The sequence below is a fragment of the Pseudomonas sp. 5.2 genome (assembly GCF_059025405.1).
This window is the reverse complement of sequence record NZ_JBYBHH010000001.1, coordinates 622,761-649,567: the sequence shown is the minus strand read 5'-3', so window position 1 is coordinate 649,567 and position 26,807 is coordinate 622,761. Positions and strand designations below refer to the sequence as shown.

Annotated in this window: 26 protein-coding genes and 2 tRNA genes; 18 read left to right on the top strand and 10 right to left on the bottom strand. The window is 62.6% G+C overall.

Annotation, left to right across the window (positions count from 1 at the left end; all coding sequences use genetic code 11):
* Positions 1-47 precede the first annotated feature (47 nt).
* Together AC5PZ0_RS02915 and AC5PZ0_RS02910 are read right to left on the bottom strand one after the other, a co-directional pair.
* On the bottom strand, positions 48-632 hold the full coding sequence (locus AC5PZ0_RS02915; protein WP_493854273.1) for a DUF3156 family protein: 585 nt from the start codon (positions 630-632) through the stop codon (positions 48-50).
* On the bottom strand, positions 613-2,109 hold the full coding sequence (locus AC5PZ0_RS02910; protein WP_493854272.1) for an APC family permease: 1,497 nt from the start codon (positions 2,107-2,109) through the stop codon (positions 613-615). Before AC5PZ0_RS02910 ends, AC5PZ0_RS02915 begins: the two co-directional genes overlap by 20 nt.
* Before the next feature lie 277 nt (positions 2,110-2,386).
* Between AC5PZ0_RS02910 and AC5PZ0_RS02905 the strand changes: the two genes are divergently transcribed.
* The 5 genes from AC5PZ0_RS02905 (at position 2,387) to AC5PZ0_RS02885 (ending at position 8,753) form a co-directional block, all read left to right on the top strand.
* Positions 2,387-3,874, top strand: coding sequence for an aldehyde dehydrogenase family protein (locus AC5PZ0_RS02905; protein WP_493854271.1), 1,488 nt, complete (start codon positions 2,387-2,389; stop codon positions 3,872-3,874).
* A gap of 188 nt (positions 3,875-4,062) precedes the next feature.
* Complete coding sequence (locus AC5PZ0_RS02900) at positions 4,063-5,373, top strand: alginate export family protein (RefSeq protein WP_493854270.1); 1,311 nt, start codon at positions 4,063-4,065, stop codon at positions 5,371-5,373.
* 437 nt (positions 5,374-5,810) lie between these two features.
* Entirely contained in the window at positions 5,811-6,950 is a 1,140-nt protein-coding gene (locus tag AC5PZ0_RS02895; RefSeq protein WP_027596114.1) for an ornithine cyclodeaminase family protein, read from the top strand.
* A gap of 29 nt (positions 6,951-6,979) precedes the next feature.
* Positions 6,980-7,402, top strand: coding sequence for a RidA family protein (locus AC5PZ0_RS02890; RefSeq protein WP_099428869.1), 423 nt, complete (start codon positions 6,980-6,982; stop codon positions 7,400-7,402).
* Between the two features lie 55 nt (positions 7,403-7,457).
* Positions 7,458-8,753: an NAD(P)/FAD-dependent oxidoreductase gene (locus AC5PZ0_RS02885; RefSeq protein WP_493854269.1), complete on the top strand. Its 1,296-nt coding sequence runs from the start codon at positions 7,458-7,460 to the stop codon at positions 8,751-8,753.
* 7 nt (positions 8,754-8,760) lie between these two features.
* On the opposite strand, the gene AC5PZ0_RS02880 is transcribed toward AC5PZ0_RS02885, so the two are convergent.
* Positions 8,761-10,884: a TonB-dependent receptor family protein gene (locus AC5PZ0_RS02880; RefSeq protein ID WP_493854268.1), complete on the bottom strand. Its 2,124-nt coding sequence runs from the start codon at positions 10,882-10,884 to the stop codon at positions 8,761-8,763.
* A 219-nt stretch (positions 10,885-11,103) separates the two neighbouring features.
* Here AC5PZ0_RS02880 and AC5PZ0_RS02875 point away from each other — a divergent pair, with 219 nt between their 5' ends.
* Together AC5PZ0_RS02875 and AC5PZ0_RS02870 are read left to right on the top strand one after the other, a co-directional pair.
* Positions 11,104-11,346, top strand: a complete 243-nt coding sequence (locus AC5PZ0_RS02875; RefSeq protein WP_027596110.1) for a DUF1654 domain-containing protein — start codon at positions 11,104-11,106, stop codon at positions 11,344-11,346.
* 6 nt (positions 11,347-11,352) lie between these two features.
* Positions 11,353-12,045: an endonuclease gene (locus AC5PZ0_RS02870; RefSeq protein ID WP_493854267.1), complete on the top strand. Its 693-nt coding sequence runs from the start codon at positions 11,353-11,355 to the stop codon at positions 12,043-12,045.
* Between the two features lie 3 nt (positions 12,046-12,048).
* Here AC5PZ0_RS02870 and AC5PZ0_RS02865 read toward each other — a convergent pair whose 3' ends face one another.
* Together AC5PZ0_RS02865 and AC5PZ0_RS02860 are read right to left on the bottom strand one after the other, a co-directional pair.
* Positions 12,049-12,474 carry a GTP pyrophosphokinase gene (locus AC5PZ0_RS02865; RefSeq protein WP_027596108.1) on the bottom strand — a complete coding sequence of 142 codons (426 nt, stop codon included), beginning with the start codon at positions 12,472-12,474 and terminating at the stop codon, positions 12,049-12,051.
* 177 nt (positions 12,475-12,651) lie between these two features.
* Entirely contained in the window at positions 12,652-13,221 is a 570-nt protein-coding gene (locus AC5PZ0_RS02860; RefSeq protein ID WP_027596107.1) for an SPOR domain-containing protein, read from the bottom strand.
* Positions 13,222-13,562: 341 nt separating this feature from the next.
* On the opposite strand from AC5PZ0_RS02860, the gene AC5PZ0_RS02855 reads away from it, so the two are divergent.
* The 5 genes from AC5PZ0_RS02855 to AC5PZ0_RS02835 are packed head-to-tail and all read left to right on the top strand — an operon-like array spanning position 13,563 to position 18,067.
* Positions 13,563-14,081, top strand: coding sequence for a TRAP transporter small permease (locus AC5PZ0_RS02855; RefSeq protein ID WP_027596106.1), 519 nt, complete (start codon positions 13,563-13,565; stop codon positions 14,079-14,081).
* Positions 14,081-15,364, top strand: coding sequence for a TRAP transporter large permease subunit (locus AC5PZ0_RS02850; RefSeq protein ID WP_027596105.1), 1,284 nt, complete (start codon positions 14,081-14,083; stop codon positions 15,362-15,364). Before AC5PZ0_RS02855 ends, AC5PZ0_RS02850 begins: the two co-directional genes overlap by 1 nt.
* 27 nt (positions 15,365-15,391) lie before the next feature.
* Complete coding sequence (locus AC5PZ0_RS02845) at positions 15,392-16,387, top strand: TRAP transporter substrate-binding protein (protein WP_085273087.1); 996 nt, start codon at positions 15,392-15,394, stop codon at positions 16,385-16,387.
* Positions 16,388-16,437: 50 nt separating this feature from the next.
* Positions 16,438-17,241 carry a carbon-nitrogen hydrolase family protein gene (locus AC5PZ0_RS02840; protein WP_085273086.1) on the top strand — a complete coding sequence of 268 codons (804 nt, stop codon included), beginning with the start codon at positions 16,438-16,440 and terminating at the stop codon, positions 17,239-17,241.
* Between the two features lie 25 nt (positions 17,242-17,266).
* The gene (locus AC5PZ0_RS02835; protein WP_342456459.1) at positions 17,267-18,067 is read left to right on the top strand and encodes an HpcH/HpaI aldolase family protein; all 801 of its coding nucleotides are present in this window, start codon (positions 17,267-17,269) and stop codon (positions 18,065-18,067) included.
* 63 nt (positions 18,068-18,130) lie between these two features.
* Here AC5PZ0_RS02835 and AC5PZ0_RS02830 read toward each other — a convergent pair whose 3' ends face one another.
* Positions 18,131-19,030: a LysR family transcriptional regulator gene (locus AC5PZ0_RS02830; RefSeq protein WP_027596101.1), complete on the bottom strand. Its 900-nt coding sequence runs from the start codon at positions 19,028-19,030 to the stop codon at positions 18,131-18,133.
* 112 nt (positions 19,031-19,142) lie between these two features.
* Between AC5PZ0_RS02830 and AC5PZ0_RS02825 the strand changes: the two genes are divergently transcribed.
* Genes AC5PZ0_RS02825 through AC5PZ0_RS02810 form a run of 4 tightly spaced genes read left to right on the top strand, consistent with a single transcriptional unit; the run spans position 19,143 to position 22,832 of the window.
* A complete protein-coding gene (locus AC5PZ0_RS02825; RefSeq protein WP_493854266.1) occupies positions 19,143-19,811 on the top strand; it encodes an RraA family protein in 669 nt (222 codons plus the stop codon).
* A gap of 47 nt (positions 19,812-19,858) precedes the next feature.
* Positions 19,859-20,926, top strand: a complete 1,068-nt coding sequence (locus AC5PZ0_RS02820; protein WP_493854265.1) for a TRAP transporter substrate-binding protein — start codon at positions 19,859-19,861, stop codon at positions 20,924-20,926.
* The gene (locus AC5PZ0_RS02815) at positions 20,923-21,558 is read left to right on the top strand and encodes a TRAP transporter small permease subunit (RefSeq protein ID WP_493854264.1); all 636 of its coding nucleotides are present in this window, start codon (positions 20,923-20,925) and stop codon (positions 21,556-21,558) included. The genes AC5PZ0_RS02820 and AC5PZ0_RS02815 overlap by 4 nt, the downstream gene beginning before the upstream one ends.
* Positions 21,552-22,832 (top strand): TRAP transporter large permease, encoded by a 1,281-nt coding sequence (locus AC5PZ0_RS02810; protein ID WP_027596097.1) that lies wholly within the window; start codon positions 21,552-21,554, stop codon positions 22,830-22,832. The genes AC5PZ0_RS02815 and AC5PZ0_RS02810 overlap by 7 nt, the downstream gene beginning before the upstream one ends.
* A gap of 46 nt (positions 22,833-22,878) precedes the next feature.
* Here the strand turns inward: AC5PZ0_RS02810 and AC5PZ0_RS02805 are convergent.
* Positions 22,879-22,955 (bottom strand) — tRNA-Val (locus tag AC5PZ0_RS02805).
* A gap of 248 nt (positions 22,956-23,203) precedes the next feature.
* Positions 23,204-23,280 (bottom strand) — tRNA-Val (locus AC5PZ0_RS02800).
* A 201-nt stretch (positions 23,281-23,481) separates the two neighbouring features.
* Here AC5PZ0_RS02800 and AC5PZ0_RS02795 point away from each other — a divergent pair.
* A complete protein-coding gene (locus tag AC5PZ0_RS02795; protein WP_493854263.1) occupies positions 23,482-24,765 on the top strand; it encodes an NAD(P)/FAD-dependent oxidoreductase in 1,284 nt (427 codons plus the stop codon).
* A gap of 62 nt (positions 24,766-24,827) precedes the next feature.
* Here AC5PZ0_RS02795 and AC5PZ0_RS02790 read toward each other — a convergent pair whose 3' ends face one another.
* The gene (locus AC5PZ0_RS02790) at positions 24,828-25,571 is read right to left on the bottom strand and encodes a peptidase C39 family protein (protein WP_099428859.1); all 744 of its coding nucleotides are present in this window, start codon (positions 25,569-25,571) and stop codon (positions 24,828-24,830) included.
* A gap of 166 nt (positions 25,572-25,737) precedes the next feature.
* Here AC5PZ0_RS02790 and AC5PZ0_RS02785 point away from each other — a divergent pair, with 166 nt between their 5' ends.
* The gene (locus AC5PZ0_RS02785) at positions 25,738-25,914 is read left to right on the top strand and encodes a hypothetical protein (protein ID WP_172960348.1); all 177 of its coding nucleotides are present in this window, start codon (positions 25,738-25,740) and stop codon (positions 25,912-25,914) included.
* A gap of 128 nt (positions 25,915-26,042) precedes the next feature.
* On the opposite strand, the gene AC5PZ0_RS02780 is transcribed toward AC5PZ0_RS02785, so the two are convergent.
* On the bottom strand, positions 26,043-26,795 hold the full coding sequence (locus AC5PZ0_RS02780) for a TerC family protein (protein WP_027592662.1): 753 nt from the start codon (positions 26,793-26,795) through the stop codon (positions 26,043-26,045).
* Between the last annotated feature and the right edge of the window lie 12 nt (positions 26,796-26,807).

The following is a 26,807-nucleotide window of genomic DNA, read 5'->3' as shown; positions in this document are numbered from 1 at the left end:
TGTGATCTCTCGTCTGAAGCTTGAGCAAGGCACGTGCCAAAAAAGGCTTAGATACGCGGCAGCGATTGCCCGAACAGGCCGAGGCAGGCCATCAGGTGCGCGCGTTGCGGCGGGCTGATCTGAATGTAGCGACGAAACGCTGGCATGCGGTTGACCACTTCGCTGCCGCCCATGTGTTCCAAGGTCAGCCACCAGTGGCCATCGCGGCATTCCAGGGTCAGGCGCTTGAAATCCAGCGGCATCAGGGCGGCGGTCAGTTGCGCATTGTTCAGCAGTTGCTCACGTACTTGGGCGAAACGCGCCTTGTCGCCGCTGCGGTACACGCACGCCAGGCCGGTACGACGGATTGCACCCGCATGACGCATTTCAAGCATTACCCCGCCCCCTTGCAGGGCAGGCAGGCACAGGCGGAATTCGCAGGTGACCACATGCATCAGCAAGTGCGCCTCGACACACTCACGTACCTCAGCACGCCAGCCCAGCGCCGGGTTGTCGATCACCCCGCGGGCGGGTTCCAGCAACTGCATGTGCACCTGCCCCAGGTTACGCGACAGCAGCCCCAGCGTGGCCCCGGGCCGGTAGCCGGCCGGGGCACGCGGCGCCAGCAGGCGATCACGCAAACGTCTGATCATGGTGCAGGTGCTCCACTGCATGGCCCGGCTCTGCCGCAAATTCTTTTTCCAGCACATCCTCGACCCGCGCCGGCTTGAACGGGTTGACCTTCTGCACGCACAGCGTCCAGAACAGCGCATAGGTAGCGGTGCCGGCCAGCATGATGGCGAACGGCACATAGATGTCGGCCGGGTTCATGCCTGGTGGGGTGATGAACGCCATGCCAATGACGATACCGCCACTGGAAATGATCTGCGGCAGCGGGAACAGTGGCGAGCGGTAGGCCCGTGGCAGGTCGGGCCGGCGGATGCGCAGGATCACCACCGACAGCGTCACCAGCAGGTATGCCGTGCTCCAGGCACACACTGCCGCCAGCACCAGGTGCAGGATGTTGTCCGGGTTGCCGCCCAGGTACCAGGCGTGCAGGCAAGGGATCAGGGCAACCACGAGAATGCACAGCAAGGGCGTCTTGAACCGCGGGTGCAGGTAGGCGAAAGCCTTGGGCAGCGCGCCGTCCACCGCCATGCCGTACAGGATGCGAGGCACCCCGGCCATCAAGGTGTTGATGGTGGCGGCGCCGGCAAACAAAAAGCCGATACCCAGCCACACCGGGCCGATATCGCCCATCACCTGTTCAGCGAAACGCGGGATGGCCATGGGTGTGTCGAGCAAGTGCACGCCGCTGGCAGCATCGAGCACGACGTTTTCCACCTGGCGCTTCATGGCTGCGCCATAGATGAACATGCAGCTGGCCACGCCAAACAGGCCTAAGGCCATGGCCCGCGGCAACACCCAGGCCGAACGGCGCAGCTCCGGCGCCAGCGGCGTGACGAACTCACAGCCGACGAACATGAACATGGCCATGCCGATTAGCGAGAGGATGGTCATCAGGTCGGTGCCGACTAGCGACGTCCCGAACGGCCCTTCCAGCTCCACCGCCGGTGCGGCGATCAGGCCCAGCACGCCGAACACCATCAGCGTGGTCCACATGCCGAAGGTGAGGATCACTTCGGCCCGGCTGAACGCACTGACCCCAAAGGCATTGAGCACGGCGAACGCCAACACGAAGCAGACACCCAGCAGCCACGAACCGCCCGCCGACTCAGCCAGGGTGTTGAGGTGCTCGAAGTTCACCAGCGCCATGACCCCAGACAGGATGGTTTCGGCAGTACCGGCGAACACGTGCACGATCAGGTAGGCCGACAACGTGCCCGTGATGGCGAAGAAGCGGCCCATGCCGCAGTTGATGTAGTCGTAGACCGACCCTGTGGTTGGCAAGATCGAGGCCGCTTCGGCAAAGGTGGTCGACTGCGCCAGCATCATCAATGCCGCGATGACCATGGCCAAGGCGAAGGCACTGCCGCCAATGCCAAACCCCATGGTCGCGGTGAGGATCACCGGGCTGGCCATGATCAGCCCGACGGTGCTGGCCAGCGCCGTAGGAAAACCGACACTGCCCCGGTTGAGATGCTCGGTGAGCTTATTGTTGAGTGACATCGTTATGCCCCGGCTTGTTTTTGTGGCGTTGAACGCGGCAAGTGAACCTGCACGCACGGCTGTTGTTTGCCTCCCTGCGTCATCACTGTGCGCCGCAGCCGGCGGGGCGTCTTGCCCATGGCTGCCGTGGCCCTTGTTGCTGCCTGCCAGCACCTGCATGCCTGGCAGGCAGCGTCATGCCGCCGTCAGGGAGATGCAAGATCAGCACCGTGCCCGTTCACTATGCTCCACGCTTTGGCGGCCGGTCAGGCCGCGTTCCTCTGCCTCAGGAGCCAGCATGAGCGACATTACCCTTCTTCCCGCGGTCACGGCATTCTTGGCCCGCCAACATGGCGTGTTCATTCACGGCCACTCCATCGCCAGCCAATCCGCCTCGACCCTTGCCGTGGTCAACCCGGCCAATGGCGAAACCCTCGCGCGCATCGCCCATGCCAACCAGGCCGACATTGACCATGCCGTGAGCTCGGCGCGCCAAGGCTTCAGCACCTGGTCGCGCACCAGCCCGGCCGCCCGCGCCGGCGTGCTGTTCAAGCTGGCCGACCTGCTGGAAGCCAACCGCGAAGAATTGGCCCAGCTAGAGACCTTGCAGTCGGGCAAGCTGATCGGCATCGCGCGCGCGTTCGAGGTAGAGCAGGCCGCGCATTTCTTGCGCTACTACGCAGGCTGGGCCACCAAGATCACCGGCCAAACCATCACCCCGTCCCTGCCCTCGTTCGCCGGTGAGCGCTACAGCGCCTTCACCCTGCGCGAACCGATCGGGGTGGTGGTGGGCATCGTGCCGTGGAACTTCGCCACCATGATCGCCATCTGGAAGCTGGCCTCGGCGCTGACCACCGGCTGCAGCATCATTCTCAAACCCAGCGAGTTCACGCCCCTGACGCTGCTGCGCATCGCCGAACTGGCCAGCGAGGCCGGCCTGCCGCCGGGCGCCCTCAACGTACTGACCGGCGGCGGCCTGGTGGGCAAAGCGCTGGTCGAGCACCCCGGTACCGACAAGGTCTCGTTCACCGGCTCCGTGCCCACCGGCATCGCCGTCGGCCAAGCCGCCATGGGCGCCAAGCTGACCCGTGCGACACTGGAACTGGGCGGCAAGAACTCGGTAGCGTTCCTGCCCGATGTAGCGCTCGACAAAGCCGTCGACGGCATCATTGAAGCTGGCTTTCTGCATTCCGGGCAGATCTGCGCCGCCGGTGAGCGCTTCTTCGTCCACCGCTCGCGCATCGACCCACTGCTTGACGCACTGTGCCAGCGCCTGGGCCAGCTGAAGGTCGGTTCGCCGCTGGATGAGTCGACCCAGTTCGGCCCGGTAGCCAACAAGCCACACCAGCAGAAGCTGGCCGAATTGTTCGCCACCGCACGCGCCGAAGGCAGCCAGATCATTCATGGTGGGCACATTGGCGATGGCCCAGGCTGCTTTGTCGAGCCGACGGTGATTCTCGCCAAGGGCGCCAGCGACACCCTGCTCAACCAGGAAACCTTCGGCCCGGTGGCGACCTTCTTGCCGTACGACGACGAAGACGAACTGTTGCACCTGATGAACGCAACGCCCTACGGCCTCAGCGCCAGCCTGTGGACCAACGACCTGGGCAAAGCCATGCGGATGGTCCCGCAAATCCAGGCTGGTACGCTGTGGGTCAACATGCACACCCTGCTCGACCCCGCCGTGCCTTTCGGCGGTATCAAGGCGTCCGGCATCGGCCGCGAGTTCGGCTCGGCGTTCATCGATGACTTCACCGAGCTCAAGTCGGTGATGATCCGTTACTGAAGCGCCCTGCTGCATGCACCTGGCCAAGGCGGGCAAGCGCCTTGGCAGCCACGAACAAGACCCCACCCAGCCATCCACGCACTAATAGGCCGTCGCAGCCAACCGCGACGGCGCCTCGCCTCCACGAGGCTGCCCCCGAACAACAAAGGCCGCCTTGCGAGGTGCCGAGAACAATCGAGGGAAGTGCAATGTTCAAACCGCAACGGCTGTCCATCCTGGCCCTGGCCACGCTGCTGGCCAGCCAGGCCGCGCCGGCCTACGAACTCTACGCCGACGACGACAGCCACGTGAATGCCGACATGCTCGCGGTGTGGGGCATGTTCAACAGCCGCAAGAATTATGACGGTACGGCCGGTGGCTCGACCTGGCGCGAGGGCTTCATCAAGTATGGCCTGAGCGGTGACCAGGGCCTGGCAGGCAACGGCAGCCTCTATGGCGCCTTGAACTGGGTGAGCTCCGCCACCTGGGGCGATGGGGATGCTGCCGGCAACACCGATGGCTCCGAGCGCACCACCAAGATCGAGGACGCCTACCTGGGCTGGCGTTCAGGCGACCTGCTGCCCTGGCTGGGCAAGGATGGCGTAGACCTTTCTGGAGGGCGGCAGGTGGTCCGCCTGGGCAGCGGCTTCCTGATCAACGACGACGGCCCGAACCTGGGCAACGGCGTGGCCGACGGCCACCTGGACCGCGGCGGCGCCTACTACTTGGCGGCGCGTCACGCCTTCGACCGCACCGCAGTACTGCGCCTGGGCGGGCAGGATGGCCTGCATGGCAGCCTGCTGTGGCTGAAGTCCGATAACCGCGCGCAGGCCGAAACCGAACTGGCCGCCGGCACCCTGGACTACACCCATGCTCTGGGCACCTTGGGGCTGACCTGGGTGCACGGTATCGACGTCACCGACCAATGGGCCAGCGCGTTTCAGAAAGCGCGTGAGGGCATGGACGTCTACAGCCTGCGTGGCGAAGGCAACGCAGGCATCGACAATGCCAGTTTCGCCTTCGAATACGCGTGGCAAGACAAGCAAGGCGGCCCGGAAAAAGCCTGGTACCTGCAGGCCGGCTATACCTTCGCCGACCTGCCTTGGGCACCCCAGGTGACCTACCGCTACACCCGCTACTCGGCAGGCTGGGACGCGCTGTTCAGTGGCCTGTCCAGTGGCTATGGCACCTGGTTCCAGGGTGAAGTCGCCGCCAACTATGCCGGGCCCTTCAACAGCAACACCGGCATCCACCATGTCGGCGTGAAGGCGACCCCGCTGGAAAACCTCACGGTCGGTGCGCTGTATTTCGACTTCGACACGGTGCGTACCCGCGACAGCCTCAACCTCGATGCCCGGGAACTCGACCTTTACCTGGAATGGGCGGTCAACGACCACCTGATCATCAGCCCGCTGGTGGGCCTGTATCAGCCCCGCAAGGACGAGCGCAACGGCGGCAATCAGGTGGGCGGCAACGGCACCAACGTCTACAGCCAGCTGACAGTCGCGGTGCCGTTCTAGATCAGCACATGAGCCACTGTAGGAGCAGCCTTGTGCTGCGAAGAGGCCGGTGAAAACACAGTTGATCTCCGCTGCCTTCACCGGCCTCTTCGCAGCACAAGGCTGCTCCTACACGAAGCTCAGCCGTGGCACGGCAGGTCAAATTGCCTGGCACGCTGACAGTCGCGGTGCCGTTCTAGATCAGCACATGAACCACTGTAGGAGCAGCCTTGTGCTGCGAAGAGGCCGGTGAAAACACAGTAGATCTCCGCTGCCTTCGCCGGCCTCTTCGCAGCACAAGGCTGCTCCACACAAAGCTCAGCCGTGGCACGGCAGGTCAAGTCGCCTGGCACGCTGACGCAAGACGGCCTGCCGCTCGTTAGCGAAACTGACACCACGAATGACAGCCCCCGCCCACAAGAACAAAACCTGACAACGGCCGCCTTGCGAGACCCGCCATGACCCTCGATACCCGCATTGACTTCATCTACCTGTCCGAACAGGACATGATCCGCGCCGGCGTGACCGACATGCCCGCCTGTGTCGATACCATGGAAGAAATGTTCGACCTGCTCTACCAAGGCGACTACCGCATGGCCGGCCCGAACAACGACTCCCACGGCGCGATGATCACCTTCCCCGAGCAATCGCCGTTTCCGCACATGCCAAAGCCGACCGCAGACCGTCGCATGATGGCCATGCCGGCGTACCTGGGCGGCAACTTCCGCACCGCGGGCGCCAAATGGTACGGCTCCAACATCGCCAACCGCGAAAAGGGCCTGCCACGCTCGATCCTGATGTTCACCCTCAACGACGCCGACACCGGCGCCCCACTGGCACACATGTCGGCCAACCTGCTGTCGGCGTACCGCACCGGCGCTATCCCCGGGGTTGGTGCGCGCCACCTGGCCCGCAAGGACGCCAAGGTCATCGGCCTGGCCGGGCCGGGCGTGATGGGCAAGACCACGGTTGCCGCGTTCATGGCGGTGTGCCCGCTGATCGACACGATCAAGATCAAGGGCCGAGGCCAGAAGAACCTGGATGACTTCGTTGCCTGGGTCCAGGCGACCTTCCCGCAAATCACCCACATCCAGGTCGTGCAGACCCTGGAAGAAGTGGTACGTGACGCCGACCTGGTCAGCTACTGCAGCTCGGGCGAAGTCGGCGACCCCAGCACTTACCCGCTGGTGCGGCGCGAGTGGGTCAAGCCCGGTGCGTTCTTGGCCATGCCTGCCCCGTGCAGCATCGATGACGGCATGGAGCGTGCGGACGTGCGCAAGGTGGTGGACAACACAGGGCTGTACCAAGCCTGGTTCGAAGAACTGCCCAAGCCTGCGCACAACCATGTGCCGCTGGTAGGCGTGCGCTTCATGGACATGATCGCCGAAGGCAAGCTGGACGCCGCGCAGGTCGAGGACATCGGCAAGATCATCAGGGGTGATGCGCCAGGCCGTCTGAACGACGACGAAATCATCCTCATGTCGGTGGGTGGCATGCCTGTGGAAGACGTTGCCTGGGGCACCGTCGTGTACCGCAACGCGCTCGAGAAAGGCATCGGCGTGAAGCTCAATCTCTGGGAAAAACCTGTCCTTAGCTGACTCCTCAACCACTCAAAAAAGGCTCCCCCATGACGCAGATCACCAAACTGAAAACCGGCTCGAAATTCGAAGACCTGGCCAGCTATTCCCGCCTGGTGGCGGTGGACAACTGGATCCACGTCTCCAACACCGCCGGGCGCAACCCGCAGACCCAGGTCATCCCTGAAGACGTGATCGAACAGACCCACCAGGTATTCGCCAACATCGAAACCGCACTGGCGGCAGTCGATGCCGGGCTGGGGGATGTGATCAGCTCGCGTGTGTTCATCCAGGACCCGGCCGACGTGCCAACGGTCATGGAAGTGATCGGCGAAAAATTCCGAGGCATCGACCCGGCCACCACCGTCACCTGCCCGCCCCTGGGCTCGACCGTCTACAAAGTCGAGCTGGAAGTGACGGCGTACCGGGGGGCTTCGCGCGCGCAGGTCACGCTGATCCGCCTGGGCGAGTAATGCGCCGCCAGCCTTGAACCGCAACATTCCGTTCACACTGCCGCCGAGTGAAGCCATGTCCCCCGTCATCGACCCTGTGCACACCCCTACCACCCACCCTCAGGCCACGAGCGTGGTGATCATCGGGGGAGGCATCATCGGCCTGACCGCGGCCCTTACCCTGGCCGAACGCAACATCCCCGTGGTGCTGCTGGAGAAGGGGCGCCTTGCGGGTGAGCAGTCGTCGCGCAACCTGGGCTGGGTGCGCAAGACCAACCGCCATGCGCACGATATTCCGTTGGCCCTGGCCGCCGACCAACTGTGGGCGAAAATGCCGGAACGGGTCGGCAGCGATGTCGGCTACCGGCAAGCAGGCATCATGTTCATCGGCCGCAACGACACGCAGATGGGCATGCACGAAAGCTGGCTCAAGAGCGTCGAGCACCTTGGCCTGGACTCTCGGCTGCTCAGCAACAAGGAGATTGCCAACAAGGTGCCCGGCGGCCGTGCCGACTGGGCCGGGGGCATCTATACCGCCTCGGACGCGCGCGCCGAGCCGACCCTGGCCGCCAGCGCCATCGCCCGTGCAGCGATCGCCAAAGGCGCGGTGCTCGTGGAAAACTGCGCGGTGCGCACGCTGGTCACCGCCGCTGGCAGGGTCAGCGGAGTAGTCACCGAGCAAGGCGAGATTCGCTGCGACCAGGTATTGCTGGCCGGCGGCTTGTGGTCTCGCAAGTTTCTCGGCAACCTCAATATCGACCTGCCCACCCTGCCGCTGACCTGTTCTGTACTGCGCACCCACCCGCTGGACGGCCCGACCGACATTGCGGTGGGCGCACCGGACTTTTCCTTCCGCAAACACAAGGATGGCGGCTACATCATTACCCAGCGCGGGGCGCTCGATGCGTTCCTGACCCTGGACCACCTGCTGCTGGGCAGGCGTTACCTGCCGCAACTGCGGGCACAGCGTGACTTTTTGCGCATCAGCTTCGGCAAGTACTTCTTCAAGGACCTGGCCCTGGCCCGGCGCTGGGGTCCGTCGCAGGTGACGCCCTTCGAGCGCGTCAGGGTTCAGGACCCGCAGGCCAACACGGCATTGAACGATGAAGCCTTGCGTAACCTGAAGGCAGCCTGGCCAGTGTTCGAGCAGGCCCGGATCGCCTCCTCCTGGGCTGGCACGATTGACGTCACCCCTGACTCAAACCCCGTGATCGGCCCGGTGCCGGCCATTCCCGGCCTGACCTTGGCGACCGGGTTTTCCGGGCATGGCTTCGGCACCTCACCGGCAGCGGGCCAATTGGCGGCGGACCTGGTTTCGCAGTCACCCACGTTGATCGACCCGAGCCCCTATCGGTTCGAGCGGTTTGCATAGCCGTGCTTCAGCGGAACTGATACTCCAACCCCGCGCCCGCATACCACGACCGCCCCGGCGCAGCTTCGTAGTAGCGTGCGTTGCCGTCACCTACGATCACCGACCCCACATACTGCCGATCAAACAGGTTGTCCAAGCGGATCAGCTGGTGGAACGTCCACGGCCCAGCGTGCTGTTCGAAGCGCGTCCGCCAGTTGAAGACGGTATAGGCCGGCGCCGGTTTTGCGGTATTGCTGTCCTCCACATACACCTTGCTGCGGTACTGCCCTTCAACCCCCATGCTGACAAACGTCGCTGGCTTCCACACGAGCTCGCCGAACAGGTTGTCGAGCGGCACGCCCGGCAGGCGGTTGCCATCCTCGATGGTCTGCGTGCCTTGGGCGAAGTCTTCGGCGTAGCGGGCATCGGTGCGGGTGTACACCACGGTCGTCTGCCACTGATCGCTGAGGTCACTGTGCAGGCTCGCCTCAAACCCGCGGCGCAAGGTCTTCCCGGCGTTTCGGTAACTGGTACGGCCGTCGGTGGCGCTGGCCACCACGATTTCGTCATCCGTATGGATTTCGTAAACCGCGGCGTTGAGCCGGGTACGTTCGCCGAGCCGGTATTTGACGCCCACTTCATACTGGGTGCTGGAGGCTGGCTTGAGCCCGAAGTTAAAGCGTTCAACCTGGCCAGGGGCGTACGCCATTTCAGCCTGGGTCGGGGTCTCGAAACCCTTGCCGACACTCACGTAACCACGCACATCCGGCGTAAACGCATACATCACCGACAGCGATGGCGTGTTCTGCTGGTACGTCTTCTTGCCACTGGAATCGCCATTGGCCAGGTAGTGGTCATCGACGCGCATTTGCATCGAGCTGTGGCGCAGGCCAAGGTCAGTGGTCCAGTTGCCGAGCTCCCAATGCGCCTGGATATATGGGTCCAGGCTGGTGGCGGTGTCTTGCTCGTCACGCCGCAGCTCACCTTTGACGCCCAGCGTGTCGCCGCTGAAATTCTGGTAGCCGCGGCGGTCGTCCTTGCTCTGGTCATAGTCGGCGCCAACCGTGACCGTGAGGTTGCCGGGGGCGGCTACAACCGGCTGTATCCAGCGCAAGGTGCCGCCGTGAAACGCACGGTCGAAGTCCACTACCCCACCGCCACGCTGGCTGTTGGAGGCCACTGTCTTCGGAATGGACAGGTACTGCACGACGCTACGCTGCCCCGCGTAGAGGTTGAACTGCAACGTGGCATCGCCGAAATAGCGCTCGTAGTTCATGCCCAACTGCTGATGGTCGATGCTCTTGCGGGTGTTGTAGAGGTCCGCCACCGCTGCGGTGGAGCGAGGGTCATGTTTATAGGCGTCCCAGGTTTGCCCCAGCGGGTCTTGCGTGTTGTTCTGTTCTAGGCTGCTGTAGATCAGCGCCAGGCGCGAGTCAGCGTCGGGCCTTACGTGCACCTTGGCGAAGGTCTGGTCGCGTCGGGCGGCGCTGTGGTCACGGTAACCGTCGGTGTCCATGCGCGATGCATCGAGCACGAAGCCGGCGGTTTCGTTGCCACCCTCGGCCGACAGGTGATTCTTGTTGAAACCGTCGCTGCCAAAAGTGGTTTCGGCCCCTACCCTTGCAGGCCCCTGCCCGTCCCGGCTGAACATCTGGATAACGCCGCCGGCGTTGCTCCCGTACAGGGTCGCTGCGGGGCCGCGCAACACTTCGATGCGATCGGCCACATCCAGGTTGAGCGAGGCCGCCTGCCCCTGGCCGTCTGGCGTACTGGCCGGGATACCATCGCTCAGCAGCTTGAGGCCGCGAATACCAAAGGCCGAACGTGCGCCGTAACCCCGCGATGACACTTGCAGGTCTTGCGCATAGTTCTGCCGGTTTTGCACCACCAGGCCGGGCACCTTGGTCAGCACTTCTGAAAGATTGACGCCCAACTGGCCGTCGGTCCCGTGGGAAAGGTCCACGGTATCGATCGAAAAAGGCAGGTCGAAACTGCCGGTTGGCGCGTAGGCGCCAGTGACCACCACCGGGTCGGTGATCAGCACATCGACTGCCTCGCTGCTGGCATGGATCAACGGGCTGATGCTGCCGGTCAGCAACAGGGTCAGGCCTGTGCGCAAGGGGGCAGGTCGATGCAAACGGAATGGGTACATGTGAAGCTTCCTGAAGCTTGGGCCTGACCGATTTCGCGTCATGCCCAAGGCGTCACTGCTGTGTCCAGGCACAGAGCGCGCGAATGATAGCGGAGAGGTGATGGCACAGATGGTACCAATCCTTCACCTCGGCCACACACACTTTTGCCTCACAGGCAGTTGCGAATTTACTTACGGTGAAATACTGTACGCACATACAGCAAAAACAAGGAAATGCCTGTGGCCAGCACCTCCTCAGCAACACCGAGCAGCTATGAACAACTGGGCGTACGTATCCAGAAGATCATCAACAGCCCCACCGCCCAACGCAGCCGTGCAGCGCTGATCTTCCGCCTGGAGCAAGAGTCCCCGGATGACTGGGAGACCCTGCTCGAAGAAATCGCCGAGAACGACAACGTCACCCTCGCCCATCGCGACGATGGCGGCGTGCAGATTTTCTGGACCGTGCCCAAGGAAGACTGATTGCGCATGAGAGTTTCGCTTTTCGCTGCAGCCTGCCTGCTGTTGTCCACCCCGTTCGCCCATGCCGATGCCCCACGCACGTTCCAGGAGGCCAAGAAGGTCGCCTGGAAGCTGTACGCACCACAATCGACGGAGTTTTATTGCGGCTGCAAGTACAAAGGCAACAAGGTCGACCTGGCCTCTTGCGGCTATACACCGCGCAAGAATGCCCAACGGGCTTCGCGCATCGAATGGGAGCACATCGTGCCGGCCTGGCAGATCGGCCACCAGCGCCAGTGTTGGCAGAACGGTGGGCGCAAACAGTGCTCGCAGCACGATGAGGTGTACAAGCGCGCCGAGGCCGACCTGCACAACCTGGTGCCCAGCATCGGTGAGGTCAATGGCGACCGCAGCAACTTCAGTTTCGGTTGGCTGCCTGAGCAGCAGGGCCAGTACGGCAGTTGCCTGACCCAAGTCGACTTCAAGGCCAAGAAGGTCATGCCACGCCCTTCGATCCGCGGCATGATCGCACGCACGTATTTCTACATGAGCAAGCAGTACAACCTGCGCTTGTCGAAGCAGGACCGGCAGCTGTTCGAAGCGTGGAACAAAACGTACCCGCCGCAGGTATGGGAGCTGCAACGCAACCAGCAGGTGGCCTGCGTGATGGGGCACGGCAATGCGTTTGTTGGGCCGGTGAACCTCAAGGCCTGCGGCTGAGGCTCAAGCCAGTGTCTGCAGGTAGGCGCTGGCCTCCCGGTAACGGGCCAGCCGCGCCAAGTCGGCGGGGCCAGGAACTGGGATGCGCGAGAGGTCGCTGTTATCGGCCAGGTCGGCCAGTTTGACGGTGCGCGCCAACGGGTCACCACCAAGGCGCTGGACGAAGTCTTGGTAAGACTCGCCATCACGTCGGCTCAGCGCCAGCAGCGCGGCAAGAATTTTCAGTGCAAAGCCTTCACGCGCCAAGTCGGACAGGGTCATCGGCGTGTCTTCGATTACATCATGAAGCACCGCGACGATCCGCTGCTCGGGCGTGGAAACCCGCATCATCACACGTAGCGGGTGCAGGATATAGGCCGCCCCACCCTTGTCGTATTGCCCTTCATGCGCCCTGGCAGCCACGGCAATGGCCCGCTCCAGTGTAGACATGAGGCCCTCCCCGTTCAGCTCTCCCAGTGCAAGCATAGCCCGCACGGGCATATACGCCCAGCCTTTGTAGGCGCAGCCTTGTGCTGCGAAGAGGCCGGTGCAGACGCCCTGTATTCAGGTGGCTGCACCGGCCGCTTCACAGCACAAGGCTGCGCCTACACGGTGTGGGTTGCGGGGTTAGCGCTGGGCGCCATGCTGGATGACCACCGAGTCGGTGCCCAGCTTGGCCATCACCTCGGCCTTGCGCGCCTCGGCTTCTTCCTTGGTCGGGAATGGCCCCATCAGCACCACCGGCTTGCCGTTGCGGTATTCGACCGAAGACGGGATGCCCTTCTCGATCAGGCGCGCCGTCATGTCGCTCAAAGCGCCCATGTTCGCCCCCTGCACCACTTCGACATCCCAACCTTCTGGGGCCGGCTCACCGGCCAGCGCCTCGGCGCGGCGCTGCAAGTCGGCACCACCGCACAGCTCGCGGATACGCAGGTTGTTGCCGCTGTCGTCGACGATGATCTCGTATTGGCCATCACGCTTGATCGCCACGTAGCTGCGGTAGGCTTCGTACTGCCCGGCGTCGTCCTTGCCGCGGACTTGGCCGCAGATGGTGCCATGAGTGTCGATCCGCACGTTGCCGAACTTGGCAGTCTTGGGGTTGTGCAGGTGCTCGGCCACCTGTTTGTGCACGCCTTCGACTTCGTTCTCACAGCCCGCCAGGGCGAGCACTGCCATTACCACAGCCAGTTTGCGCACGCGTGTACCTCCAGATTCGAAGGGGCGGATTCTAGCATGCCGCCCCCGGGCAAGGACCGCGACCATACGTTACACCCTGCTACCGCGATGCGCCGACCACGGGCCCCTGCGCAGCCACGGCCCGCGCACTGATCGCCATTTCTTATCCCCCTGATAAAAAACTTGAGGCAGCCGAAACCGGGCGTTTCAGACAACAATCCAGCCAGTCGTACGACGACGTATGTCCAATAATAAAAAGGTGACCCCATGCCCCGCTTACACCTAAAGGTGGATGTTGCTGTCCGCGCTCTCGCACCAAGCGCTTTCGGCGCTCCCTGGGCAGCTCTGCTCCAGGAGGCGCCATGAAAACACTGATCGATAGTTACTTTCTGGTTCTGAAAACGCTGGTGATCGCCTGCCTTGTGGCCATCACCTGCCTGATTTTCACCAATGTCGTGCTGCGCTATGGCTTTAACTCGGGCCTGTTCTTCAGCGAAGAGATCTCCCGCCTGGCATTCGTCTGGCTGGTGTTTGCCGGCGCGCAACTGATGCTTCACGAAAACGGCCACATCGGTGTCGACATCGTCACCCGCCGGGTTTCACCCGGTGTGGCCAGGTGCCTGTTGGCACTGACGCAACTACTCATGCTCTACGTGACCTGGCTGTTCCTTGACGGCAGCTGGAAGCAGACCGTGATCAACCTGCATGTCGGCGCCCCCTCCACCGGCATTTCCATGGCCTTGTTCCATGGGGCGGGCCTGGTCTTTTGCATCCTCAGCGGGCTGCTGATCTTCACCCAATTGGTCAGAAACCTGATGGGCACCCTTCCCGCGCACACCCCGGCCGAGCCCTCGGCAGCCGAACACGGAGCAGTCGAATAATGGCCCTGTCAGTCTTCGTCGGCGTGCTGATGGCCGCCATCTTGATCGGCGCCCCCATCGCCTACGCCCTGATCCTCTGCGGCGTGGCCCTGATGTGGCTGCTGGGCCTGTTCGATGGCCAGATCATCGCGCAAAACATCATCAATTCGGCAGGCAGCTTCCCCCTGCTGGCCATTCCGCTATTCATCATCGCTGGCGAGGTCATGAACAGCGGTGGCCTGTCCAAGCGCATCATCAAGCTGGCCATCACCCTGGTCGGCCACCTGCGCGGCGGGCTCGGCTACGTCACCATCTTCGCCGGCGTGCTGCTGTCCAGCCTGTCCGGTTCGGCACTGGCCGACGCCGCCTCGTTAACCGCCCTGCTGCTGCCGATGATGGTCCTCGCCGGCTACAACCGCGACCGCTCCGGCGGCCTGATCGCCTCGGTATCGGTGCTTGGCTCAATCATCCCGCCCAGTATCGGGTTCGTCGTGCTGGGCGTCGCGTCCGGCCTGTCGATCACCAAGCTGTTCCTGGCCGGCATCGCCCCCGGGCTGATGATCGCCGCCGCCCTGGTCGTGGCCTGGTGGCTAATGTCGCGGCGCAACACCGACGTCGAACTGAGCCCGAAGGCCAGCGGCAAAGAGCGCCTCAAGGCTTTGGTCGACAGCTTCTGGGCATTGATGCTGCCGGTGATCATCGTGGTCGGGCTGCGCTTTGGCGTGGTTACCCCCACCGAGGCCGGCGCGGTGGCCAGCGTCTATGCACTGCTGGTGTCGTCGTGCATCTACCGCGAACTGAGCCTCAAGTCGCTCAATGACCTGCTGCTGCGCGCCGGCAAGACTACCGCCGCCGTGATGTTCCTGGTCGCCGCCGCCTCGATACCGGCCTGGATGATCACCATCGCCGATATCCCCGGGCAGATCATCGACCTGATCCAGCCGGTGATGGACAACCCGCGCCTGCTGATCGTGGTGCTGATGCTGTTGATCCTGGTGATCTCGATGGTCATGGACCTGACCCCGACCGTGCTGCTGCTCGCCCCCATCCTGGTACCGGTGGTGACCGCGGCGAACATCGATCCGATCTACTTCGGCGTGCTGTTCATGATCAATTGCTCGATTGGCCTGATCACCCCGCCCGTGGGCACGGTGCTCAACGTGGTCTGTGGCATCGGCAGGATGCGCTACGAAGCGCTGCTCAAGGGCACGTTCCCGTTCCTGATCGCCGAAGTCATCGTGCTGTTCCTGCTGGTCATCTTCCCCGAACTGGTCACCGTCCCTGCCCAGTGGTTTGGCCACTGATCCCCACAACAATAAAAGGTACACAGCATGAAGAAGCTCGCCGTCATCGCCGCCCTGTTGCTTTCCAGCAGCCTGAGCATGGCCGCCGACTACAACGCGCGCGTGATCAAATTCGCCGCCACCAGCCCCAAGGGCACGCCACCGGCCATCGGCATGGAGCTGTTCGCCAAGAAAGTGCAAGAACGCAGCGATGGCAAGATCAAGGTGCGCACCTTCCCCAATGGCGTGCTGGGTGGCGACGTGCAGGTGCTGTCGTCGCTGCAAGGTGGCGTAGTGGAAATGATGACCTGGAACGCCGGGCTGATGATCAACCACGTCACCGACTTCGGCATCCTCGATTTCCCGTTCCTGTACACCGACACCGCCAAGGTGGATGCCATGCTCGATGGCGAAGTGGGCAAGATGCTCACCGATCAGCTGCCTGAGAAAAACCTGGTAGGCCTGGCGTTCTGGGAGCTCGGCGTGCGCAACCTGACCAACAACGTGCGCCCGGTGCAAAACCTTGAAGACATCGCGGGCCTGAAGATCCGTGCCCAGCAATCGCCGTTGTTCCTCGACGTGTGGGCGGCGTTGGGCGCCAACCCCACCCCGCTGCCCTTCACCGAGGTGCACACGGCGCTGGAAACCGGCACGGTGGATGGCCAGGAAAACCCCGCGGCGCTGATCCTCGCCTCGCGCTTCAACGAGGTGCAGAAGTACCTGAGCCTGACCCGGCACAACTACAACCCGCAGATCGTGCTGATCAGCAAAACCTTCTGGGACACCCTCAACCGCGACGAGCAGCAACTGCTTACCGAGGTCGCCCAGGAAGTGCGCCTGGAGCAGCGCCGGATCTCTCGCGAGGCCGACATCAAGGCCATCGCCGACCTGCGCAGCGATGGCATGCAGGTTAACGACCTGCCGGCCGAAGAGCTCGCACGCATCCAGGCCAAGATCCGCCCAGTGGTCGACAAGTACGCCGCCCAGATCAACCCCGAATTGGTCAGCAAGGTCTACCAGGCCATGGGCTACCAGGCGCAGTGACGCTACCCGCGCCGCCCCCGCGGCGCCCTCTATTGCCAATAAGGAACAGCATGAAAATCTCCGTCGCCCAGATTCACCCGGTGGCCGGCAACCCGGCGCGCACCCTTGAAAAAGTCGCCGAACTGGCACGCCAGACCGCCGCCGAAGGTTCACGCCTGATCGCCTTCGCAGAATGCCTGATCACCGGTGGCGCCTTCGACAGCCGCGAAGACCTCGAGCGCGGCGCCATCACCCTCGACGCCCTGGCGCCATTGCTGCAGGTATCGGCACAGAGCGGCATCCTGATCGTGGTCGGGTTCTACGAGCGGCATGAGGCCTCGGTCTATAACACCGCCGCGCTGATCGGCCCGCAGGGCATCATCGGCCTGCACCGCAAGCGCCATTTGCCATTCATGATCGGCGACCGCTTCACCGACCGCCCCAGCGAGTGGACACCGCCGGTATTCGACACCGAGATCGGCCGTATCGGCTTGGCCATCTGCTATGAAATCCGCTTCCCCGAGGTAGTGCGCACGCTGGCGCTAGAAGGCGCCGACATTGTCGTGCTGCCCGCCGCCTGGCCCGAGCAGGCGCGCATGCTACCGGACATTTTCAGCACCGTCCGCGCGGCAGAGAACATGGTCTATTTCGTCGCCCCCAACCGCAACGACATGGATGAAGGCATGCAGTTCATCGGCACCAGCCACATCATCGAACCTTCCGGCAAGACCTTGGTACGCGCAGGGCTCGAAGACGGTGTGTACAGCGTCGAGATCGACCTGGCCAAGGCCCGCAACAAATCGCTGATCCGCGACCCTGGCGTGTTCGAAGTGCACCCGTTCCGCGACCGGCTGCCCGAAACCTACCGCATCTGATACCCGCCAAAGGCAGACCTCAAGCATGAACCCAAACACCCCAAACACATCGCTGAAGGCCCGCATGGCACGCGGTACCACCTTTGGCATGAACATCTACAGCACAGCCTGCATGGCCATCGAAGTGGCCGGCAACTGGGGGCTGGACTTTGTCTTCATCGACGCCGAGCACACTGCGCTGGGTGTCGACAGCCAGATGGAAAAACTCTTGCTGGCCGCCAACAGCGCCGCCATCCCCGGCCTGGTGCGGGTGCGTGGCACGCTGGAGTGGGACATTCGCAAGGCGCTGGAAATGGGCGCGGCGGGCGTGATCGTGCCGCAGGTGCATACCGCGGCGCAGATGCGCGAGATCATCCGCTACAGCAAGTTCCCTCCGCTGGGGCGCCGCGGCGGTGACAGCTCGGTGCGCTCGGCAGGCTACGCCGGGCCTGGCTTCGACTGGGCCACGTATACCCAGGCAGAGAACACCCGCAGCGTGATCGTGCCGATGGCCGAGAGCTACGAGTTCTTTGACAACATCGATGAAATACTCGATGTGGAGGGGATCGACGCCGTGCATTTCGGCCCTGCCGACTACTCCCTGTCGCGACAATTGCCGGTCGACTATCGCCTGGGCAACCCGGAAGTGCTGCAACGTTTGCAGTTGCTGATCGAGAAATGCCACGCCCGCTCGATCCAGGTGATGGTGCCGTGCTTCCCCGCAGACCAAGCCACGGCGCAACGCTTGATCGAAATGGGCAGCGACATGCTGTTGATGGGCAGTGACCTGTCCTGGCTGAACCAGGCCGGGCAACAGATAGCGGCCGTGAAACACGCATTGGCTTAAATGCCGGCCGGCCAGGGTGCATGTGCCCGGCCGGCCCTATTGCTGCCTTATAAAAGCGACTAACTAATCAACCAAGAAATTCTGTTTGACCAAGGTCGCGCGAATAATCGACACCAAGGTATCGAGTTGCATATCCGGGCGTTCGGTCAAATACGACAGGCAGAACTTGGCTGGCGGAATCGGCGGATCGCACGGCAAAGTCTTCAGCATATCCACGGCCAACATGTCGCGAATCAATGGCACCGGCAAAATACCAATGGCATGCCCCGCCGAGACCATCTTGGCAATAAAGGCCAGCGAATTGCTTGAATGAAAGGCATGGCTGACCGAGCCACTTTCTTTCAGCCAGCGGTCCACCACTGAATACAGTGTCGAGGGCGCACTGTGGGTCACGATCGAATATTGCCGGGCATGCTCCGCCAAAAAAGGCCCCTGGGCCACGTCCAGGTGCCGCGCGGCCACCCACTGGAATGTCATCCAGCCGAGAAACACATCGGTCACATCCTCACGCGTGGCCGGGTTGGTCAGCAGCGCGATGTCGAGTTCGTGATCGTTCAGCTTGCGGTTGAGCACGGCGCCGACGTCGATGGAAATTTCCAGGGTGATCTCCGGGAAGTGCGCCTTTATATCGCTGATTACCGCGGTCAGCCCGACCATGGCCGAGCACTCGTCCGCGCCCAGGCGCAAACGCCGGTGCTTTTTTTGCTGCGCGGCAAATTGCTCGAGTTGGGTGCTGTTGTTAAGCACCAGTTCGGCATGGCGCAAGGCGGTATGGCCGTCTGCGGTGAGGCTCATGCGCTGCTTGCTGCGGTCGAACAACTTGACGCTGAGCAGCGATTCCATTTCCTTGATCCGCGCCGACACCGCAGGTTGGGTCAGGTGAAGATGGCGGGAGGCCGCGTGAACACCCCCAAGGCGGGCGGTCCAGTAGAACGCCTCGATCTGCATCAGCGTAATACGCATGATAAAAACTGCTCCGGTAACTGCTTACGGATTTTTATTATCGACCGTTCGGCGTGCTTGTTAGGATGACCGAAACCCTTCGAAAAAGCATCCGGCATAACAAGAACTTCCTATGTATATTATCGAAGCACTGCCCGCCCCGATCAACGCCACCGAACTTGAAGTACTGATCAACGCCGAACCGGCAACGATCGGCCACTTCATTACCCACGGTATTGCCAACCCCCACATCAAGGCCCACTTTCAGAATGTGCGGGCCGTCGGTACTGCGGTCACCGTGAGGATGCCCGGCAACGATGGCGGGATTTTGCACTACGCCATGGGCTGCGTGCGCCCAGGCGACTTCCTGGTGGTAGACCGCTGCGGCGAGCGCATAACCGCCGCACTGGGCGGCGCCATGGCGTACGCCGCCAAGCAGGCTGGCGTGGCCGGGATCATCGTCGATGGCTATGTCACCGACCTGGGCGAAATCCGCGAGCATGGCGTGCCTGTGTGGTCTCGCGGCGCCAGCGCGATCACCACCCGCGTGATCGGCCAGGAGGGCGAGTTCTGCACGGCCATCCAATGTGGGGGGGTGATTGTCCACCCCGGCGATGCGGTGGTGGCCGACGAAAACGGCATGGTGTTTCTGCGCCCGGGCCAGGTCATCGAACTGGCTCAGCGTGCCATCGACTTCCAGCGCAACGAAAAGCACACACTGGCGCGGTTGGCCAAGGGTGAGAAGTTCCCTGATATCGTCGGCTCGCGGTCGACCATCGAGGCTGCGTCCCGCCCACGCTGACTCAACATCGCCTGAAGTAGCTCCCGAACAAGAACAAGAGGACTACCGTGAAGTTCAGCTCCCTGCTCATCCCCCTGGCGCTCGGCGCGCTGCTCAGTCATTCGCCTGCGTTTGCGGACACGCCTGCGCCGCAACAAGCGCCGCCTGTGATCCGCTTCAACGTGGTCGGCGGTGGCAGCCACAACTACACGTTCCGCGCGGTTGAACAGCCGTTCTGGAACCAGACGTTGCCAGCGCAATCGCAAGGCAAGGTCACCGCGCAGTTGCTGGGGTTGTCGGAGAGTGGCCTGAAGGGCCCGGAGATCATTCGCCTGATGCGTTTTGGCGCAGTCGATATCGGCATGGGCGTGTTCGCCTTCGTGGCCGGCGACGATGCCACCTTCGAGGGCGTGGACCTGCCCGGCCTGGCCGATACCATCGACACCGCCCACACCATCGCCGACGCCTACAAGCCGGTGCTGGAACAACGCATGGCCGAGCGCCACGGCATCAAGCTGCTGGCCACCGTGCCGTATACCGCGCAGGTGTTCTTCTGCCGCGACGCCGTGCACGCGCTGGCCGACCTGCAGGGCCGTAAAATCCGCACACGCGGGCGCAACATGGCCGAACTGGTCAAGGCCATCGGTGCCGCGCCGGTTACCCTGCCCTTTGCCGAAGTGGTGACCGCCATGCAGACCGGCGTCATCGACTGCGCCATCACCGGTATTGGCTCTGGCAATGCCGCCAAGTGGTACGACGTTGCAGGCTACCTCTACAACCTGCCCGTCGATTGGTCGATCGGCTTTTATGGCATCGGCCTGAAGCGCTGGCAGCAACTGCCGCCCGAGGTGCAGCAATTGCTGCAGGCGCAATCGCAGGTGCTGGAAGACGCCTTGTGGCGCGAGACCGCCAATGAAAACCGCTATGCCGAAGCCTGCAATGTCGGCAGCCCTGATTGCCAGATTCACCACCCCGCGCACATGACCGCCTCGGCCCCGACCGCCAGCGAAAAACAGGCGCTGCGCCAGGCTGCGCTGCACATCGCCAATGACTGGGGCAAACGCTGCGGCGGCCCTTGCGTGGCGCGCTGGAATGCCACCGTGGGCGATGCCATCGGCATGCGCCTCGCCCCATGAGTTACCTTGCCCCGGAGACTACCGACATGCACACCGCCCGCTCAGGCATGGGTGTCATCAACACCATTGCCAAAGCCAGCACCTGGGTCGGCGGCTTCGCCCTGCTCGCCTGTGCGTTGCTGATCAGCATCGACTTGATCTTGCGCAAGGCCCTGGGTGTTTCCCTAGGCGGCGCCGATGAAATGGCCGGGTACGTGCTGGCGATCACCAGCGCCTGGGCTTTTCCGGTCACCTTGCTGAAACGCGCGCACATACGCGTGGACATTCTCTACACGCGCCTAGGCCTACGGCCCAGGGTGGCACTCGACCTGTTCGCCCTCACCTGCATGGCGCTGCTGGTCAGCACCTTGGCCTACCACGCAGGGAACGTGCTGTGGGACTCCATCGAATACCGCTCGGTATCGAACACGCCCTTGCAGGTACCACAATGGATACCCCAGTCGCTGTGGTTCGCCGGCTACCTGTTCTTTGCCCTGACCCTGTCGAGCCTGGCGATCACCTGCCTGGGCCACTTGCTGAAGGGCCGCTGGCACGCTATCAGCACACTGATCGGCATCAACTCGGTGGAAGAGGACATCCAGGCAGAACGTTACCCAGAAAGCACCCCGGGCAAGGAGCGCACGCCATGCTGAGCCTTACCCTGTTCATGCTGCTGGCGCTATTGGCGTTGAGCGTTGCCGCGGCCGTCAGTGTCGGCCTGTTGGGGATGTCGCTGTCGCAGCTGTTCTCGACGCTGCCGTTGAGTAGCGCCATGGGCGAGATCGCCTGGAATACCAGCAGCGAATTCCTGCTGGTGGCGATCCCTTTGTACATCCTGATGGGTGAGCTGCTGGTGTGTTCAGGCGTCGCCGGGCGCATGTACCAGGCCGTCGAGAAGTGGCTGTCGTGGTTGCCGGGTGGCCTGATGAATTCGAACATCGGCGCCAGCGCACTGTTCGCCACCACCAGCGGCTCCAGCGTGGCGACCGCCGCTACCATTTCGACCCTGGCCATCCCTGAACAGGAACGCAAAGGCTACAACGCGCCGCTGTTTCTCGGCTCGATTGCCGCCGGCGGCACGCTGGGCATCCTGATTCCGCCCTCGATCAACATGATCCTGTTTGCCTTGATCGCCAATGTGTCAGTGCCCAAGCTGTACCTGGCCGCGACGCTTCCCAGCATCATCCTGAGCATGCTGTTCATCGCACTGATCGTGGTGGCGTGCCTGATTCGGCCACAGTTGGGCGGCCGCAAGGAGACTACCCGCTGGGCCGAGCGCCTGGCCTGCCTGCCTGACCTGCTGCCGCCGCTGGCCATCTTCGCCCTGGTGATTGGTTCGATCTACAGCGGTTTCGCCACGGCCAGCGAATCAGCCGCGCTGGGGGTGCTGAGTGCCTTTGGCCTGGGCCTGTGGCGCCGGGCATTCACCTGGCAAAGCCTGGGCCAGGCGTTCGAGGCTACCCTGCGCACCACCGGCATGATTATTTTCATCACCCTGTCGGCGTTCTTTCTCAACTTTGTGCTGGCGTCCATCGGACTGACCACCACACTGGTCAATTTTGTCACCGACCTGAACCTGTCGCCGATGGCCACACTGCTGGCGATCATCCTCTTCTACATCGTACTGGGCTGTTTCATGGACACACTGGCCATGCTGATCACCACCGCGCCACTGATCGTGCCGATTGTCGTCGCCTTGGGCTTCGATCCGCTGTGGTTTGGGGTGGTGTTGATCGTGTTGTGCGAGATGGGCCAGATTACGCCGCCGTTCGGCATGAACCTGTTTGTGGTGCAGAGTATTCGTGGGCGGGGCAACTTCATGGACGTGGTGTACGGCGCGCTGCCGTTTTGCCTGGCGTTGCTGGTGCTGATCGCGCTGTTGATCGCTTTCCCGCAACTGGCGCTGTGGTTGCCGGCGGCTTTCTAGCAGGCAATAAAAAAGGGCGATCTGTGTAGATCGCCCTTTTTCGATTTGGTAGGCACAATTGGACTCGAACCAACGACCCCCACCATGTCAAGGTGGTGCTCTAACCAACTGAGCTATGTGCCTGTCGTGTGGTGCGCATATTAGACATCGAATGCGTACCTGTAAAGCGTTTTTTTCAGAAAAATCAAAAACTTTCAGCTTTGCTGCGCTACCGAGTTTTGTAGGAGCAGCCTTGTGCTGCGAAAGGGCCCGAGTGGTCACCGCAGATCAATGTCAGCGGGATTGGCCTCTTCGCAGCACAAGGCTGCTCCTACAGTAAAACGCGTGCGCAATAAAAAAGGGTGACCCTTGCGGATCACCCCTTTTCGATTTGGTAGGCACAATTGGACTCGAACCAACGACCCCCACCATGTCAAGGTGGTGCTCTAACCAACTGAGCTATGTGCCTGTCGTGTGGTGCGCATTCTACGCAATCCAAAAACCCTGTCAACACTTTTTTTCGTGCTAACTCACTGAATCTTAACCTCTTTATAGAAAGGCTTCGGCGACAGCCGGGTAAAGGATTTTTAACGGACGACTAGCGGGTGTTTATTATTATTGATAGCATCGCTACATTCGTTAAAAATATAAAACACGAGGTTCCTCGAGCATGGCCAACACCCCCTACCCCCAGTCCTACTACGCCGCCTCGGCTAACCCGGTGCCGCCACGTCCGGCGCTGCAGGGTGAGGTGGAAACCGATGTGTGCATCATCGGCGCCGGCTACACCGGCCTGTCCAGCGCCCTGTTCCTGCTGGAAAACGGTTTCAAGGTCAGCATCGTCGAAGCGGCCAAGGTCGGCTTCGGCGCATCCGGCCGCAACGGTGGCCAGATCGTCAACAGCTATAGCCGTGACATCGACGTGATCGAACGCACCGTCGGCCCCAAGCAGGCACAACTGCTGGGCCAGATGGCGTTCGAAGGTGGCCGCATCATTCGTGAGCGCGTCGCCAAGTACAACATCCAGTGCGACCTTAAAGACGGTGGCGTATTCGCTGCCCTCACCTCCAAGCAGATGGGCCACCTGGAGTCGCAAAAGCGCCTGTGGGAACGTTTTGGCCACAATCAGCTGGAGCTGATGGACCAGAAGCGCATCCGTGAAGTCGTCGCCTGCGACAGCTACATCGGCGGCATGCTGGACATGAGCGGTGGCCACATCCACCCGCTGAACCTGGCCCTGGGCGAAGCTGCCGCGGTCGAATCGCTGGGCGGCATCATTTATGAGCAGACCCCGGCCGTTCGCATCGAGCGTGGCGCCAACCCGGTCGTTCATACCCCACAGGGTAAAGTGCGCGCCAAGTTCATCATCGTCGCCGGTAACGCCTACCTGGGCAAGCTGGTGCCAGAACTGGCCTCCAAGTCCATGCCATGCGGTACTCAGGTGATCACCACCGAGCCCTTGGACGCAGACCTGGCACGTACCCTGCTGCCGCAGGACTACTGTGTCGAAGACTGCAACTACCTGCTCGACTACTACCGCCTGACCAGCGACAAGCGCCTGATCTTCGGTGGTGGCGTGGTCTACGGCGCACGCGACCCAGCAAACATCGAGGCGATCATCCGTCCGAAGATGCTCAAGGCCTTCCCGCAGCTGCAGAACGTGAAGATCGACTACGCCTGGACCGGCAACTTCCTGCTGACCCTGTCGCGCCTGCCTCAGGTCGGCCGCATTGGCGATAACATCTATTACTCCCAGGGCTGCTCGGGCCACGGTGTGACCTACACGCACCTGGCAGGCAAGGTGCTGGCCGAGGCGCTGCGTGGTCAGGCCGAACGTTTCGACGCGTTCGCCGGCCTGCCGCACTACCCGTTCCCGGGTGGCCAGATGCTGCGTGTACCGTTCAGCGCCATTGGTGCCTGGTACTACAGCCTGCGCGACCGCCTGGGCTTCTGATCCCTCTGTAACATCGCACCGGCCGCTTTGCGGGTAAGCCCGCGAAGCGGCCGGTGCGCGGCTTACCGCCCCAGGCTGTTCACCGCCTGTTTGGCGGCGACTTCCTGCCCTGCGCGGGCTAGCTCATCGGCAGCCTGCAACCAGCGTTGCCGGTCAACCTGGGCGGGCAGTTGCCGCGGCGGTTGCAGCAGCACCGCCCAACTCCCCTGCTTGGCCCAGGCCGAGGCAAAGTCATCAAAGGCCATCAGTTGCCGACGGTGCATGCCTGAGCGCAGCAGCACCCGTTGCTTGTAGCGGTCATAACCGATCAGCACGGCGTAGCGTGGCTCGCTCCACCAGGCCGAACCCTCCTCGTAACGCAGCAACACCGGGTTGCCCGCCGCCACTTGTGTGAGCAAGGCGTCCAGTTGTTTGTCCAGCGCATACACCACCATGCCATAGTCCCGTGCGACACGGGGGATACTGGTATCCAGGGTCTCGGCGCCTTGGGGCAGGTTCAAAGGTTTATCCAGCAGCCCGGGGGTGATCGGCGCGCCCTGTTGCGAAAGCAGCGCCGCCAGCGCCATGGCCCCGCTGTGGTTGGCGTTACCCCGGTAGAACGGCACGCTGCTGATTTCGACCCGCTGCGGCAGGCCTTTGAGGCTAGCGGGCGGTGCGCTGGCGCAACCGGCCAGGCTGACTGCCACCAGGCCAGCCAGCAGCAACCGGCGTGGGGCTGAAGCCAGCGATTTGAAGGAAACTTGCTCCATGGGCACTCGCTTGTTCCGATGCCAGGCAGGCAGCGCCCGGCTCTGGGCACCGATCATAGGGCCCACAGGTGCGCGGGTATAGTCCGACACCGGCTTGTAGCGAATCGGCCTCAGCAATAGACCTAAGGTCAATGGAACGTCACAAGGGGCAGGCTAGACTAATGAAGTGTCTGTAAGGCGAGCCCTGGCTGACAGCGCGCTGGCCCGAGAGAAGGAGGCACACATGAGCCTGACCCTGGCAATCCTCATGCTGGTAGGTATGTGGCTGAGCGTCGCAGCCGCCATGCTGTGGGGTGTACTGCGTATCGTACGGCGTCATTCCCATCATCACCTGCCACCGCAGGGTGTGGCCGAACCTCAGGCTGTGCCCAGGGCGCGGCGGCAGGTTGAGGCACATTAAACGCACGTATTTGATGTATACCTGTGGGAGCGGGCGTGACCCGCGAATGGGGCCACGCGGTGGTTGGCACCGGCTTCGCCGGTGTTCGCGGGGCAAGCCCGCTCCCACATGGCCCCGCTGTTTCTAGATCAACCCTCAGCCGCTTCGCGCTTCATCCGCGCCCGACGGGCCATGATGTTGAGGATCTCGATCAAGGTCGAGAACGCCATCGCCGCATACACATACCCTTTCGGCACGTGAGCGCCCATGCCTTCGGCAATCAGGGTCATGCCGATCATGATCAGGAAGCCCAGGGCCAGCATCACCACGGTCGGGTTGTCATTGATGAACTTGGCCAGCGGGTCGGCCGCCACCAACATCACGATCACAGCAGCGATCACGGCAATGATCATGATCGGCAGGTGTTCGGTCATGCCCACGGCGGTGATGATGCTGTCGATCGAGAAGACGATATCCAGCAACAGGATCTGGCCGATGGCCGCAGCGAAGCCCAAGGTGATGGTGGAACCGGCCTTGGATTCTTCCTTGGCGCCGTGCGGGTCGACGTTTTCGTGAATTTCCTTGGTCGCCTTCCACAGCAGGAACAGGCCACCGGCGATCAGGATCATGTCCTTCCACGAGAAGCTATGGCCGAACACATCGACCACAGGCTCGGTCAGCTGGACGATCCAGGCCACAGTGCTGAGCAGCGCCAGGCGCATGACCAAGGCCATGCTGATACCAATGCGCCGCGCCTTGGAGCGGTACTCCAGGGGCAGTTTGTTGGTGAGGATGGAGATGAAGATCAGGTTGTCGATACCCAGCACGATCTCCATGGCCACCAGCGTGGCGAGGGCGACCCAGGCGGTCGGGCTTGCGGCGAGTTCCAGCAAATATTCCATTTAATCAATCCT

Bases quoted from the DNA above. Each gene is read 5' to 3' on its own strand.
- AC5PZ0_RS02915 (WP_493854273.1), bottom strand. From the start codon at position 632: ATGATCAGACGTTTGCGTGATCGCCTGCTGGCGCCGCGTGCCCCGGCC.
- AC5PZ0_RS02910 (WP_493854272.1), bottom strand. From the start codon at position 2,109: ATGTCACTCAACAATAAGCTCACCGAGCATCTCAACCGGGGCAGTGTC.
- AC5PZ0_RS02905 (WP_493854271.1), top strand. From the start codon at position 2,387: ATGAGCGACATTACCCTTCTTCCCGCGGTCACGGCATTCTTGGCCCGC.
- AC5PZ0_RS02900 (WP_493854270.1), top strand. From the start codon at position 4,063: ATGTTCAAACCGCAACGGCTGTCCATCCTGGCCCTGGCCACGCTGCTG.
- AC5PZ0_RS02895 (WP_027596114.1), top strand. From the start codon at position 5,811: ATGACCCTCGATACCCGCATTGACTTCATCTACCTGTCCGAACAGGAC.
- AC5PZ0_RS02890 (WP_099428869.1), top strand. From the start codon at position 6,980: ATGACGCAGATCACCAAACTGAAAACCGGCTCGAAATTCGAAGACCTG.
- AC5PZ0_RS02885 (WP_493854269.1), top strand. From the start codon at position 7,458: ATGTCCCCCGTCATCGACCCTGTGCACACCCCTACCACCCACCCTCAG.
- AC5PZ0_RS02880 (WP_493854268.1), bottom strand. From the start codon at position 10,884: ATGTACCCATTCCGTTTGCATCGACCTGCCCCCTTGCGCACAGGCCTG.
- AC5PZ0_RS02870 (WP_493854267.1), top strand. From the start codon at position 11,353: ATGAGAGTTTCGCTTTTCGCTGCAGCCTGCCTGCTGTTGTCCACCCCG.
- AC5PZ0_RS02865 (WP_027596108.1), bottom strand. From the start codon at position 12,474: ATGTCTACACTGGAGCGGGCCATTGCCGTGGCTGCCAGGGCGCATGAA.
- AC5PZ0_RS02855 (WP_027596106.1), top strand. From the start codon at position 13,563: ATGAAAACACTGATCGATAGTTACTTTCTGGTTCTGAAAACGCTGGTG.
- AC5PZ0_RS02850 (WP_027596105.1), top strand. From the start codon at position 14,081: ATGGCCCTGTCAGTCTTCGTCGGCGTGCTGATGGCCGCCATCTTGATC.
- AC5PZ0_RS02845 (WP_085273087.1), top strand. From the start codon at position 15,392: ATGAAGAAGCTCGCCGTCATCGCCGCCCTGTTGCTTTCCAGCAGCCTG.
- AC5PZ0_RS02840 (WP_085273086.1), top strand. From the start codon at position 16,438: ATGAAAATCTCCGTCGCCCAGATTCACCCGGTGGCCGGCAACCCGGCG.
- AC5PZ0_RS02835 (WP_342456459.1), top strand. From the start codon at position 17,267: ATGAACCCAAACACCCCAAACACATCGCTGAAGGCCCGCATGGCACGC.
- AC5PZ0_RS02830 (WP_027596101.1), bottom strand. From the start codon at position 19,030: ATGCGTATTACGCTGATGCAGATCGAGGCGTTCTACTGGACCGCCCGC.
- AC5PZ0_RS02825 (WP_493854266.1), top strand. From the start codon at position 19,143: ATGTATATTATCGAAGCACTGCCCGCCCCGATCAACGCCACCGAACTT.
- AC5PZ0_RS02815 (WP_493854264.1), top strand. From the start codon at position 20,923: ATGAGTTACCTTGCCCCGGAGACTACCGACATGCACACCGCCCGCTCA.
- AC5PZ0_RS02810 (WP_027596097.1), top strand. From the start codon at position 21,552: ATGCTGAGCCTTACCCTGTTCATGCTGCTGGCGCTATTGGCGTTGAGC.
- AC5PZ0_RS02795 (WP_493854263.1), top strand. From the start codon at position 23,482: ATGGCCAACACCCCCTACCCCCAGTCCTACTACGCCGCCTCGGCTAAC.
- AC5PZ0_RS02790 (WP_099428859.1), bottom strand. From the start codon at position 25,571: ATGATCGGTGCCCAGAGCCGGGCGCTGCCTGCCTGGCATCGGAACAAG.
- AC5PZ0_RS02785 (WP_172960348.1), top strand. From the start codon at position 25,738: ATGAGCCTGACCCTGGCAATCCTCATGCTGGTAGGTATGTGGCTGAGC.
- AC5PZ0_RS02780 (WP_027592662.1), bottom strand. From the start codon at position 26,795: ATGGAATATTTGCTGGAACTCGCCGCAAGCCCGACCGCCTGGGTCGCC.